The organism is Alteromonas infernus (genome assembly GCF_902705815.1).
Genome location: NZ_CACSIG010000045.1, coordinates 44,743 through 58,410, shown reverse-complemented (window position 1 = coordinate 58,410; position 13,668 = coordinate 44,743). Strand labels below are relative to the sequence as shown.

Annotated in this window: 12 protein-coding genes; 5 read left to right on the top strand and 7 right to left on the bottom strand. The window is 45.6% G+C overall.

Translation table 11 applies throughout. The annotated features are described in order from the left end of the window. Positions 1–33 precede the first annotated feature (33 nt). Positions 34–1,290, bottom strand: a complete 1,257-nt coding sequence (glyA, locus tag ACX5J7_RS11810) for a serine hydroxymethyltransferase (RefSeq protein WP_012517537.1) — start codon at positions 1,288–1,290, stop codon at positions 34–36. Between the two features lie 154 nt (positions 1,291–1,444). Next, complete coding sequence (gene lpxD, locus ACX5J7_RS11805) at positions 1,445–2,473, bottom strand: UDP-3-O-(3-hydroxymyristoyl)glucosamine N-acyltransferase (RefSeq protein WP_012517536.1); 1,029 nt, start codon at positions 2,471–2,473, stop codon at positions 1,445–1,447. 303 nt (positions 2,474–2,776) lie between these two features. Between lpxD and ettA the strand changes: the two genes are divergently transcribed. Continuing rightward, entirely contained in the window at positions 2,777–4,444 is a 1,668-nt protein-coding gene (ettA, locus tag ACX5J7_RS11800) for an energy-dependent translational throttle protein EttA (RefSeq protein ID WP_012517535.1), read from the top strand. Positions 4,445–4,607: 163 nt separating this feature from the next. Beyond that, positions 4,608–5,015, top strand: coding sequence for a PilZ domain-containing protein (locus ACX5J7_RS11795; RefSeq protein WP_012517534.1), 408 nt, complete (start codon positions 4,608–4,610; stop codon positions 5,013–5,015). A 64-nt stretch (positions 5,016–5,079) separates the two neighbouring features. Here the strand turns inward: ACX5J7_RS11795 and radA are convergent, their stop codons facing one another. Beyond that, positions 5,080–6,447, bottom strand: a complete 1,368-nt coding sequence (gene radA / locus ACX5J7_RS11790; protein WP_474369522.1) for a DNA repair protein RadA — start codon at positions 6,445–6,447, stop codon at positions 5,080–5,082. Between the two features lie 190 nt (positions 6,448–6,637). Between radA and ACX5J7_RS11785 the strand changes: the two genes are divergently transcribed. Beyond that, entirely contained in the window at positions 6,638–7,267 is a 630-nt protein-coding gene (locus ACX5J7_RS11785) for a PilZ domain-containing protein (RefSeq protein ID WP_498707272.1), read from the top strand. A gap of 22 nt (positions 7,268–7,289) precedes the next feature. Beyond that, positions 7,290–9,164 (top strand): PilZ domain-containing protein, encoded by a 1,875-nt coding sequence (locus ACX5J7_RS11780; RefSeq protein ID WP_498707271.1) that lies wholly within the window; start codon positions 7,290–7,292, stop codon positions 9,162–9,164. 96 nt (positions 9,165–9,260) lie between these two features. On the opposite strand, the gene serB is transcribed toward ACX5J7_RS11780, so the two are convergent. Then, the gene (gene serB, locus ACX5J7_RS11775; RefSeq protein WP_498707270.1) at positions 9,261–10,073 is read right to left on the bottom strand and encodes a phosphoserine phosphatase SerB; all 813 of its coding nucleotides are present in this window, start codon (positions 10,071–10,073) and stop codon (positions 9,261–9,263) included. A gap of 319 nt (positions 10,074–10,392) precedes the next feature. Here serB and ACX5J7_RS11770 point away from each other — a divergent pair, with 319 nt between their 5' ends. After that, a complete protein-coding gene (locus ACX5J7_RS11770; protein WP_498707277.1) occupies positions 10,393–11,079 on the top strand; it encodes a hypothetical protein in 687 nt (228 codons plus the stop codon). A gap of 17 nt (positions 11,080–11,096) precedes the next feature. Here the strand turns inward: ACX5J7_RS11770 and ACX5J7_RS11765 are convergent, their stop codons facing one another. The 3 genes from ACX5J7_RS11765 to era form a co-directional block, all read right to left on the bottom strand. Next, on the bottom strand, positions 11,097–11,939 hold the full coding sequence (locus ACX5J7_RS11765) for a TatD family hydrolase (RefSeq protein ID WP_287150771.1): 843 nt from the start codon (positions 11,937–11,939) through the stop codon (positions 11,097–11,099). Between the two features lie 71 nt (positions 11,940–12,010). Beyond that, entirely contained in the window at positions 12,011–12,649 is a 639-nt protein-coding gene (gene pdxH, locus ACX5J7_RS11760; protein ID WP_287150772.1) for a pyridoxamine 5'-phosphate oxidase, read from the bottom strand. Between the two features lie 101 nt (positions 12,650–12,750). Beyond that, positions 12,751–13,662, bottom strand: a complete 912-nt coding sequence (era, locus tag ACX5J7_RS11755; RefSeq protein WP_020743926.1) for a GTPase Era — start codon at positions 13,660–13,662, stop codon at positions 12,751–12,753. Positions 13,663–13,668: the final 6 nt, after the last annotated feature.

Here is a 13,668-nt window from a genome sequence, read left to right as displayed (position 1 = left end):
CCAAAGTACGCAATAAAACACAAACCTATTTAATTACTTATAAACAGGGAATTGTGCGCAAAGGGCAACCACTTCGCTTTGAACGCGCTTAATAACAGACTCATCGCCCATGTTATCAAGGATGTCGCAAATCCACGTAGCAACTTGCTTAGCTTGTTCTTCTTTAAAACCACGACGCGTAATCGCTGGGCTACCAATGCGAAGACCGCTTGTTACAAACGGTGAGCGCGGGTCGTTTGGTACCGAGTTCTTGTTTACCGTGATATTTGCTGCACCTAGTGCGGCGTCAGCATCTTTACCCGTAATATCTTTGTCGATTAGGTCTAAAAGGAACAGGTGGTTGTCAGTACCGCCAGATACGATATTGTAGCCACGTTCTTGCATGACAGACACCATCGCTTTTGCGTTTGCAACCACTTGCTGCTGATACGCTTTAAACTCTGGCTGCAGTGCTTCTTTGAACGCTACCGCTTTAGCCGCGATAACATGACAAAGTGGGCCACCTTGGTTGCCAGGGAATACCGAACTGTTAAGCTTTTTGTAAATCGCTTCGTCGCCACATGAAGAAAGGATTAGACCACTACGAGGGCCCGCAAGCGTTTTGTGTGTGGTGGTCGTTACCACGTGTGCGTGTGGAAGTGGGTTTGGATAAACACCAGCGGCAACAAGACCGGCAACGTGCGCCATATCTACAAGCAAATATGCACCAACGCTATCTGCGATTTCGCGGAATTTCGCCCAATCAACAATGCCTGAATACGCAGAGAAACCACCGATAATCATTTTCGGCTTGTGCTCTTTCGCTAGTGCTTCAACCTGTGCGTAATCAATTTCGCCCGTTTCTTTATCTAAACCGTACTGTACCGCGTTGTACGTTTTACCAGAGAAGTTTACGTGTGAACCGTGAGTAAGGTGTCCACCTTCAGAAAGGCTCATACCTAGTACGGTGTCGCCCGCATCAAGTAGCGCCATAAATACGGCCGAGTTTGCTTGAGAACCCGCGTGCGGCTGAACGTTTGCGTAATCTGCACCAAATAGTTCTTTTGCACGGTCGATAGCAAGTTGCTCAACAACGTCTACGTGCTCACAGCCACCGTAGTAGCGCTTTCCTGGGTAGCCTTCAGCGTATTTATTAGTAAGCTGTGAACCCTGTGCTTCCATAACACGTGGGCTACAGTAGTTCTCAGAGGCAATTAGCTCAATGTGATGTTCTTGACGCTCAACCTCGTTGGCCATTGCATTGGCTAATTCAGGATCGAAGTCAGCTATATTCATTTCGCGAGAAAACATGGGGGCTCCTTAACTGCGGTTTTTATATGGCATTACGCACTGATTGCTCAAATTCGAGCCATATTCTAGTCATTTTCGGGTGCTTGTATACCGCTTTATGACCAAATTAATATAAATGGCGCAGGTTTAACGAAATACCTGCGCCAGCGGGAGATCAGACCTGTTTTTCAAGGGCTTTAACCCGGTCAAATAAACTGCCAATTTTAGCAAGGCGAACCGTATTCTTACGCCAATCACGATTTGTTTGTGCTGGCTGTCCCGAAGAATAAACACCGGGCTCTTTGATATCCTGAACAATCATGGTGTAGCCTGTTACCTGAACATTGTCACAAATACTGATGTGGCCGTTAATTCCTACACCACCACCAATGATGACGTGTTTACCAATATGACAACTCCCGGCAATGCCTGTCGCACCACAAATACACGAATGGTCGCCAATGATACAGTTATGACCAATTTGCACTTGGTTATCAATAATAACGTTGGTGCCTAAGATCGTATCTTCCATTGCGCCGCGGTCAATACTGCTGCTTGCGCCGATTTGGCTGTCGTCGCCAATGCAAACCGATCCGGTTTGAGGAATCGGGATCCACACGCCTTTATCGTTGGCATAACCAAAACCTGCAGCACCAATAACCGTTTGACTGTGAATAGTGACACGCTTTCCAATAACTACATCGTGATAAATAGTCACGTTAGGGTGGATGGTACACCCTTCTCCAATATGCGTTCCCTTCCGGATAACCGTATTCGCACCGACCGTCACTCTGTCGCCTAATACAACGTTTTCTTCAATAATAACGTTATGTCCAAGGGAGACATCACTGCCAATGCGGGCAGAGGGCGCAACCACAGCTGTTTCAGCAATCCCCGACGCCACAGCAGGTGTGGTATCGAATAATTGAGCTATGAGTGCAAAAGCCGCGTGAGGATTAGCCACAATAAGCGCGGCTACGGGGCTATCGCCTTTAAGACTCTCGTGCAAAATTACCGCGCCAGCCTTGGTGTCTTTCAACTGAGGCTTATATTTGGGGTTGGTAAGAAATGAAATTTGATGCGATGCTGCGCCTGATAGCGTACCTACTGCAGATATGATGATACTTCCGTCACCCTGCACTTCCCCACCAACGTGTTTCGCTAACTCGTCCAAACTGTATGTGCGTTTATTCATAGCGGTCATTTTAATTACCTGTTCGGATATATGAATAGTGTTTGAGTGTTAATACTCATTTTTATGGACGCTAAGTTTACATTAAATTGCCCTTTCAACCGACGCATAAATCATTCTTTTTGACATAAGCGCTTAAAATATCGCCAAGCACTAATTCAGCTAGCGTAAGTGACTGGCACAAACTACCCTGTTACGAGTAGAATATGGCCCCAGTTAGGACGTGTTGAACTTTAATGAATGCTTAGATGCGGTAAAGTTCAACACGCCTTAAACACATTTTATTTTTCACCGCTTATTCAGCGAGGATAGAGCATGGCTCAATACGTTTACAGTATGCATCGTGTGGGGAAAATCGTCCCACCTAACAGACACATTCTTAAAGATATTTCACTTAGCTTTTTCCCTGGTGCCAAAATTGGTGTGCTAGGTCTTAACGGCGCGGGTAAATCAACGCTACTTCGCATTATGGCCGGCGTTGACACTGAAATTGAAGGTGAAGCGCGACCTCAGCCTGGGCTAAAAGTGGGCTACCTTCCTCAAGAGCCTCAGCTTGATGAAAGTAAGGATGTGCGCGGCAACATCGAAGAAGCGGTAGCCGATGTGAAACACGCATTGACTCGTCTTGATGAAGTATACGCAGCTTATGCCGAAGCAGACGCCGACTTCGACGCCTTAGCAAAAGAACAAGGCGAGCTGGAAGCCGTTATTCAAGCGAAAGACGGTCACAACCTAGAAAACGCACTAGAGCGTGCCGCTGATGCCCTTCGCCTTCCAGCTTGGGATGCTGATGTAAGCAAACTATCGGGTGGTGAACGTCGCCGTGTCGCGCTTTGTCGATTGCTGCTAGAAAAGCCCGAAATGTTGCTTCTTGACGAACCGACTAACCACTTGGATGCCGAATCAGTAGCGTGGCTAGAGCGCTTCCTTCACGACTATGAAGGTACCGTGGTAGCCATTACCCACGATAGATACTTCCTTGATAACGTGGCGGGTTGGATCTTAGAACTTGACCGTGGCGAAGGCATTCCATGGGAAGGCAACTATTCTTCTTGGTTGGAACAAAAAGAAAACCGACTAGAGCAAGAAGAGCGCACCGAAACCGCCCGCATGAAAAGCATGAAACAGGAACTTGAATGGGTACGCTCGAATCCGAAAGGTCGTCATGCTAAAAGTAAGGCACGTATGGCCCGCTTTGAAGAGCTATCTACCAGCGATTACCAAAAGCGTAACGAAACCAATGAGCTATTCATTCCACCGGGTGAGCGTTTAGGCGACAAGGTTATTGAAGTAAGCAACCTTAAAAAGTCCTATGGCGATCGCGTACTTATCGATGACTTGACGTTCAAAGTACCAAAAGGAGCGATTGTAGGTATCGTTGGTCCTAACGGTGCGGGTAAATCTACGCTATTTAGAATGCTTACCGGCGCCGAGCAACCTGATTCAGGTACTATCGATTTAGGCGATACGGTGCAAATTGCTGCGGTAGAGCAGTTCCGTGACCACATGAATGAAGATAACACCGTATGGAAAGAAATTTCTGACGAGCAAGACATCATTCGCATTGGTAACTTTGAAATAAACAGCCGCGCCTACTGCAGCCGTTTTAATTTTAAAGGCACCGACCAGCAAAAGTTTATTAAAGACTTGTCAGGTGGTGAGCGCAACCGTGTACACCTTGCGAAACTGCTTAAAGCTGGCGGCAACGTGTTGCTGCTGGATGAACCAACTAACGACCTAGACGTTGAGACACTTCGCGCGCTGGAAAACGCGTTATTAGAGTTTCCGGGCTGCGCTATGGTTATCTCGCACGATCGTTGGTTCCTTGACCGTGTGGCGACACACATAATGGATTATCGCGACGAAGGTAACATTAACTTCTTCGAAGGTAATTATTCAGACTACGAGAGCTGGTTAAAGCAAGAGTTTGGACAGGATGTGGTTGAGCCTCACCGTTTGAAATACAAGCGTATGGCTAAGTAATAAGAAACACAAAGATAATAAAAAATAGGATTACCCTATTTTGACCCACAATATAAAGGGCTCTCATCTACGATGAGGGCCCTTTTTATTTGTCGGCTTTTGATTGCGAACGACAGCAATTTAGCCAATACTGACAACGTAGATGCAAACTAGGTACTTAAAAATGACGGATAAGCGCCAATTCCAAAGGGTTACCTTAAACGTAAGGGGCACCCTTGCCCATAACGACATGGTTATCGACGTGGTAGTCAGTGACGTGTCGCTGCAAGGAATAAAACTGTTTGCCAGCGAAACAGCGCTAACCCACCTGCCCTTTGACAGCCATGAGCCCTACACAGCTATGTTTCAAGCAAATGAAGATAGCCCTGTCATTACGCTTCATATTTCTCAGCTTTATCGCCATGCCGATAGCCGAAAAGAAGGGGTGTCGTTAGGTTGTAAGGTTGAAAGCATGGACCTAGAAAGCGTAAGCGCGCTTCGCCGCTTAATTACCTTAAATAGTGAAGACGCAAGTATTGAAGAAAAAGACCTTAATGCATTGGTTGATGCTGTTTACCGCGCATCCCACTAACACGTTCACGTAATATCGTGTTAGCAGGACGAAGAGTGCTGGAATAGGCGGTAGGTCAAGCCCTCTATTCTAGCGCATCTAAGGCTTCTGATAGACGGGCTACAGGCACAACTTTCATACCGTTTATGGCTTGCTTAGGAGCATTCGCTTTAGGCACAACGGCGCGTTTAAAGCCGTGTTTCGCGGCTTCAATAATGCGCTCTGTCCCGTTTGGAACAGGGCGAATTTCACCGGCTAAGCCCACCTCACCAAATACAATTAAATCGCGCGGTAAAGAGCGGTTTCGAAAGCTAGAAATCATGGCCAGAAGTAGCGCAAGGTCAGCGCTGGTCTCGGAAACGCGCACGCCCCCTACTACATTGACAAATACATCCTGGTCATTCATTTGCACATTGCCATGGCGATGAAGCACCGCTAGCAGCATGGATAATCGGTTTTGATCAAGGCCAACTGCAATTCGCCTAGGGTTAGACATTTGTGAGTAATCCACCAAGGCTTGTATTTCCACCAGCAATGGGCGCGTACCTTCCCAAATTACCATGACACTAGAACCCGGCGTTTCGTTATCGCCACGACTTAAGAAAATAGCAGAAGGGTTACTTACCTCTTTCAATCCTTTTTCTGTCATGGCAAACACACCAAGCTCGTTGACTGCACCAAAGCGGTTTTTGTGGCTTCGCAACGTACGGTAGCGGCCGTCACTCTCCCCTTCCAACATCATTGAACTGTCGATACAGTGTTCGAGTACTTTAGGGCCCGCGAGGTTGCCGTCTTTGGTTACGTGACCAACGATAAACATGGCAATATGGTTTTGCTTGGCAAAGCGGGTTAAATAAGCCGCACTCTCTCTAACTTGAGATACACTACCAGGCGCCGACTGAACATCAGAAACATGCATAACCTGAATGGAGTCGATAACCATAATTTTAGGCTTTTGGGTAAGCGCTAAATCGCAAATGGTTTCAACGTTTGTTTCTGCCAGCATCATCAACTTATCGTCAGGAAGGCTTAACCGCTTCGCCCGCATGGCCACTTGTTGCAACGATTCTTCCCCTGTTACATAGAGGGCGCTTTCGCTTTTCGCCATTTGACACATTACTTGCAAAAGCAACGTACTTTTACCTGCGCCTGGTGAGCCGCCTATCAACATGGCAGCGCCGGGGACAATACCGCCACCCAACACCCTATCGAGTTCTTTAAAAGTGGACGAAAAACGAGGAAGAGATTCAAGATCAATGGCGTTCAACGTTTCAATTTTAGCCGCCGTTTGTCCAGCATAGCCCGACGTAGTTTGACGCGTAGCGCTTTTTGCACTTGCTACAACAAACTCGCTTATGGTATTCCACGCTTTACATTCTGAACACTGCCCTTGCCAGCGAGGAAACTCTGCCCCACAGTCAGAACATACATAAGCAGTTTTACGTTTTGCCATATTCCAGTTTTATCCAAAGTCCAAAAAGAGTATTCTAACACTTAAAAAGAGTGAGTTAAGCACAATCCAACGTTCAGTTTTTGCGCACAATAGATCCAACAAAAGTATAAGGGTTCAGCGCATTAATGAGTTTTGCTGATTTGCCGATAACAACTAAAATAATGATACTTAACAACAAAGTTGCGCATTCATGAGTCAAGATTTAAAGCAGTACGCTGATATTATTGAACAGCTAAAGCCTATGGTGAACGAACCCGAGTTCAACCAGGTGTTGCTTCAAACTGCTGCAGACGTCCCTAAGGAAAAACGCTTTCTAATAAAAATGGAAGTAAAGCGTCTAGCCAAACCCTGTATGCGTACTATCGATTTGCGCGGTCATGTAGACGGTAAATGCAAAAAATATGTCCATGAAGGGCGAAGTCATTATATGGACGACTTAGCGGTTGATAAATTTGAAGAGCAGATACGCGTGTTTGGCCGCTACACTTATGGCGTGTATGAGGCGGTACAAAATACGGAAAACAATTTCCGCTTAATACGCGAAAAAGAACTTGCTCAAGAGCGGGCACACAAAGAAAATCCTACGGCCAAGAAGCGCTCTGCCGTGTTAGAGCAATTCAAAGTGCCAACGGTGAACCTTCTCGATTATCGACAGCGCAATACAGAGCGAATGAATTTCGCAGTGGCCGTAGAAGTTTTTAATAACGCCGGCCAAGCAATGCGCGGGCTGAGTGTTGATATTTCCCTCGAAGGTTTACAGATAAAACTCGCAAAAGACGCTTTTTTTAAAACCGGGGAAACCCTTTTTTATCTTTTTTAGGGGTCTTGAAAACGAATTTGCCATGGATAAAAAAAATGGCATAGCGTACAAACTCGTTAAAATAATAACGAAAAACGATGTGAACTATCTTGCGCTACAGCGGGATAAAGATTGCCCCAGCCCAGCATTTGACAAGTTTTTAGAAAGCTTTATACACGGCAACAAACGTCGTTATAAAGTGAACATGAGCAATACAATAGAAGCGATAACCAGCAAAACCTGCGAACAATACTTCTCACCAAGAAGCCCGACGCTTCCTGTCTATATCGATGTTATCAACAAAACATTAGTACCCCGCTTTGCGATGGTAAACGAGGTAAATAGAGAAACAGTACAGTATTGGCAAGACGAAGATGAAAACTGTCGGCTAAACTTTTTGCTTACACAAGAGCGACTTATGCGGCTTTTAAACAAGTCTGATGAAGTGCGCGAAATTTTTGTATTCAGCTTTACCCACCTACACAGTGATAAAGTTTACTTTTACTCGGCGTCTTTCGAAGAGTTATTGCAAAAAGACACGCTGCTTAAGGTCTTCTTAGGCTTTGGCTCAAAAAAGGCCAGTTGGAGAGTGTTCAAAATTACGCTTACCGACATGGTGCCCGAGCAGGCTCATATTCCCCTTTCCATACCTGACTCTGTGGGTAGCAAAGTCAAAAAGCTTAATACACCGCCATCGGCGCGACTCATGTCTAAGCTTAAAAACCTCAGGTATTTAGCTCACGTAACCGATGTGACGTCGGTAACCGGTCAAGAAACCTATAACGAGTTTACCTTCAATCGCGAAAACCTTTCTCATTTGCGAGTCTTTGGGCACCCTCGAAACCGAGCGCCCTCTAATATCCATTTAGTACGCTTTAAATATGAAGAACAACGTATTGAAAGCCGCTATCAGCTAAGAACGCAAATCGAAGCTCGCTTCAATAATGAGGATGTGGTTCACAAAGGCGTAAGTGAAGATATTTCTGTACACGGTTTGGGTCTGCGCGTTGAATTAAATAAAGAGTATAAAGGAAGCCTGGAAGGTAGAGTTGAAGTGGCTTTTCCCCGGCTGCAAGAAATTGCTAATACATTTGATGTTATGCACCTTCAATATGAAATTATCTACCATAACGTTGAGAAAAACATCTTACACCTGAAGACCATGCCAGGTGAGGAAGGAAAAAGCGCCCGCGCCTTCTTTGAAGAGCTAATTAAAAAGAATAAAGCTAACTTAAAAGTTGATAATGACGAAGAAGAAGTACCCGGTATCGGCCAGGCACTGCGCTGTATCAACGCTAGAAACGCGACCTCTTTGTCTTTTTTGATGAGCAAAGAAGGGGTTCGCTATACGCCTCAAGCGTGTATCGTTGGCAAGCAAGACGAGAGGATCACCACCCTCACCACGCAATATGCTGAGCAAGGCAAAGTTAATCTAGAGTTCCTCTTCAGAGACAGAAAACAGGATTCGCCTTTCGTTCAAAGCGGCATTAAAGCCGTAAAGCTTGAAAATATGCCGCTGCGCCAAGAGCTCTTTATTTCCTTTGATGCATCGCAAAAAGAACCGCGTATGGCAATTATCCCTCGTTACTCAGATAAATTTGAAAGTAATGAGCAGCGAAGAGCTTTTATTCGAGAAGCGATGGTTCGAGGCCAGTTTATAGCTATTCATGTGATGCTGACGACCACGGGTAAACCTGATATGAGCATGCTGCAAACTGAAATCAACTACGTGACTATGTATGCCATGCACAGAGCGCGAGAGCTTGAGAAAAAGATGTGGAGTATTGCCGCATGTTCACACCTTGTCGATGTGACTGACGAAGTGCTAATTCGTTATGGCTTCACCATGGAAGACATCACCGCTAATAAAACGTTAAAAAGCGCTGTAGCGCAGAACGTTGTATCAAGAATGACTTAAACACACCACCTATGCGCTACCCGTTTAGCGCATAGCACTTTTTCACGAACAAGCGTGCTAACTTCTTAAAAACGGCTAGCACAACCTCCCGCCTTCCTATTTATCAAGAAAATAAAGCATGCTGTGCAAACTGCCAATACGAATTGCGACATCGGCTTTTTCGTTAACCAAAGGCTTGCCGTGACAAGCGACACCCAGGGCCGATTCAGCCATCATCACCAAATCGTTTGCCCCGTCTCCCATTGCCACGGTCTGACTCGTTGGAATTTGCCACTTTTCGGCAAGCTGCTTAACCGTGCGCGCCTTAACATCGGCGTTCACTATTTCACCTTCAACTTTACCGGTAAGTAGGTTTTCGCTAACCGCTAATGTATTTGATATGGCAAAGTCTAATCCTAACCTTGCTTTTAAATGATCGGCAAAAAAGGTAAAACCACCGGAGGCAATAGCCAATTTCCAATTGTGCTGTTTAAGGTAAGCGAGCAAGCTTTGTATACCCGGCATGATTGGGAGGCTATCGCGAATTTTTTTAAGGTGTGCTACGGGCACGCCTTCCAAACACGCTACGCGGTGAGTCAAACTGTCGTTAAAGGCTATTTCACCGCGCATGGCCTTGGCGGTAACTTCTGCAACTTGCTCACCCAGGCCCGCCAATTTTGCAATTTCGTCAATACACTCTATGGCAATAACGGTACTGTCCATATCCATCACTAACAGACCTGGCTGAGACAGCGACGGACGAGAAGCCTGTAAACCGATATCAAAGTTGAAGGCAGATGACACATCACCAAGTAGCGGGTTTATATTTTCAAGCTGTGCGCTATTAAGCGTGCCACGAACCTCAATAACATCATCGCCAAGACATTGGTGTAGATGGTGAAAAGCCGCCCCCTGTCGGTGAAAACACATCCTTTATTTTATTGAGCACACCGTCCAAAAGGTAAGGGGTAATGGCTTGACCTATTACCGTAAGCGTGTGTGTATAGGCCTTGCTATTGTGATCAGTATTAATGTGTTGTGATAGCTGGGCAGCACTATGCTGTTCGTCATTGTTAATATTTGGGAAAAGCGTGTTTTTCATAGCGAAGCAGACACTGAGATAGTTGGCAAATGGTGGCCTAATGCTAACCAATTAGGCTAACTAATAAAATATCCTCTTTTAAATTATTTAGAATTAACCTACTGTTAGACAAACCTAGAGAATTTATGGAAATACGAATTGGTAAACGTGCTTAACAAAGCCACTACACAAACAAAGAATGACTCTCATTCATTGTATACGGCTCTGAAAAGACTCTTTCACACATTAGTTGTCAGCACGGTTTTTGCGTTAATCGTTGTATTGTTATTGTTGGTTCAGCAATACCAAAATGATTGGCTTACCGTTCAAACCCGTTCCACTGGCGAGAGCATTGCGCGCCAGTACGCCAAGCTTTTACAACCCGCCTTTTTTACTCAAGACCGCCCCATGCTAGGACAAAACCAAAAGGCTGAATCAGAAAGTGCACTAACACAAAGGCAGTATATTGAAAGCGTTGCGACTGTATTGAAAAACGAACCGCACATCCTCGCCCTATCTGTATTTGATAAAAACGGCAGGTATATCGCACCATTACCCCAAATAGACAGTATTGTCGCGATAAGCCAATCGCAAAATGTTACGCCACTTACCTATGTCGAGGCGATTAATGATGACAAGGGTAATTTATTGGGGTACGTGAACATTCATATGAATACACAGGCCGTGTTAGAAAGCCCCCTTACACTTCGGTATCAGCTTGCGCTTATCGCATGTATTCTCGTGTTTCTTGCTCTGATGCTTGGCATTTACCTTACCCGCGCGTTTTACAAATCTCGACCTTGGTTTATACACGTCATCGAGTCTAAAAAGAAACAGATGAAGCTCACTCAATAAGTGCTATTTAGCTCTCGCTAAACATGACTTTGCTCTATGCCAAATAGACGAAAATAGTTCGCTGTGGTAGTGGCTATTACTTCGCTAGGTGCAACGCTGAAAGTCGAGCTAATCGCCTCTACCACATCATTTAGGTAGCAGGGTTCATTAGGTTCGCCCTGCCGGCCGCACATGGGCATATCCGGCGAGTCAGTTTCAAGCAGAATGTGATCGAAGTGATGCTCTAATAAATAGCCTAAGGTTTCCCGTGTTTTTTTCGCGCGCTCATAGGTAATAGTGCCGCCTATTCCTAAATAAAAGCCTCGCTCTATATACCTTTTTGCTACTTCCACACTGCCCGAGAAGGCGTGGATCACCCCTTCTCCTTGATACCTTGCCTGCTTAAACGCCTCCAGTAACAGATGATGGCTTTTTCGATGATGTACAATTACGGGTAAAGAACAGCGCTCTGCAACGTTTAAATGGGCATTAAAAACCTGCTGCTGCAGTTTAAGAGGCACCTTGATATGCCCATCGATGCCGGTCTCACCAATGGCTTTTACTGACGGGTGGCGCATTGCTGCGGCATTTTCAAGTTCATAAAGCTGACCTTTTACAAGTTGCTCTTGCGATAATGAAGCAATACCGTTTTTTAAGTCGCACTCGTTAGATGAGAGGAAGTAAGGATGAACCCCAAGGGCAGTATCAATGGGAAGGAGATGTTGATACTCACTATTAAGCGCCTGTAGCGTTTGCCACGAATGAGGATTGATACTCGGCGCCATGAGGCGAGTGAGCCCCGCAGCTTTTGCCCTTTCTAAGGCTGTATTGAGGTCTTTTTTCGATGCGAGCAAATCAAGGTGGCAGTGGCTGTCTATCATGCGCAGGCGCCTCTGTATCGACTATTCAAGATGAAAACAGCGCTTATTACTGAACCGCAGAACGCTTTCGGCTAGGGCATCAAGCGCTGTGTTGACCACGTGCCATCTTCGGCTTTGTTGTATTCGAAACGGTCGTGAAGTCTATCTTCCCCGCCTTGCCAAAACTCAATTTGATGGGGAACAATTCGAAAGCCTCCCCAAAAGTCAGGTACAGGTAGCGTTTTGTTAGCAAACTTGTCTTTCAACTGCTTAAACTGCGTGAGAAGTAGCGCTCTACTCCCAATGGGTTTACTTTGTTTAGATGCGTACGCCGCGAGCTGGCTGTCTTTCGGACGAGAGAAAAAATACGCTGCATTTTCAGAAACAGACAGTTTCTCTACACTGCCGCAAACACGCACCTGGCGCTCCATAAAAAACCATGGAAAGTGGCACGAGACTTTAGGGTTTACAGATAGCTCCTGCGCTTTTCGACTACCTAGGTTGGTAAAAAACACAAAGCCTTTGTCGCTAACATCTTTTAATAAAACGATTCGCTGAGAAGGTTGGCCGGTGCTGTCTACTGTGGCAACAGTCATCGCTGTAGGGTCGGGAATACCCGCATCGATAGCGTCTTTTAACCAATGGTCAAACAAAGAAAAAGGGCTAGATGTGATATCTGACTCACTCAAACTACCTTTTGAGTATTGTCTACGCATATCTGAAATTGCCATACGACGCTCCTACAACGAAAATTAATTACCGTGTAACGCCTCTCGCTCCCTGCCTAGGGTGCCTAGCGGCGTTAATACAGTTTTACCGGGCTGGTAAAAAGCTAGAAGTTACTGTCGTCGCCATAGCCAAGAGAACGCAGTGCCCGCTCATCGTCGGCCCAGCCTTGCTTAACCTTAACCCACAGTTCTAGGAAGACCTTGTTATCGAACAAGTTTTCCATATCTTTACGGGCTTGTTCACCAATGGTTTTCAAGTGTTTACCACCCTTGCCAATTACCATTCGCTTTTGGGTTTCTCGCTCTACCAAAATAAGGCCATTAATACGGTAAACACCGTTATCAGCCATTTTGAACTGCTCAATTTCCACTGTGGTAGAGTAAGGCAATTCATCACCGGTGAAGCGCATTAATTTTTCACGAATGATTTCAGCAGCCATAAAGCGGCTTGAGCGGTCGGTGATGTAGTCTTCTGGAAAGAAGAACTCACTTTTCGGCAATGAGTCAGCAACAAGTTCTCTGATACCATCTACCATTTTTCCCTGTTTAGCACTAATAGGAACAATGTGCTCAAACGGGTGCTTTTCACCTAACTTTTGCAGATGAACCATAAAGTTTTCTTTGTCTTCCACCTTATCCATTTTATTTACGATAAGGTAGCAAGGAAGGTTTGCTTGTTTAACTTTACTTAACACCATTTCATCTTCGGCGTTAAAACGATCACCTTCGACAACAAACAATACCAGGCCCACTTCTGCAAGAGAGCTCGACGCGGCGCGGTTCATGTAGCGATTTATCGCTCGCTTCTCGTCTTGGTGAAGCCCGGGCGTATCAACATAAATCGCTTGATAGTCGCCGTCGGTGTCGATACCTAAAATACGGTGACGTGTGGTCTGAGGCTTACGAGAGGTAATACTTACCTTTTGCCCCAGTAAGCGGTTAAGTAGTGTAGATTTTCCTACATTAGGACGCCCTACAATGGCAACTAAACCACAGCGTGTTTGAATATCGGGCATTTCTGG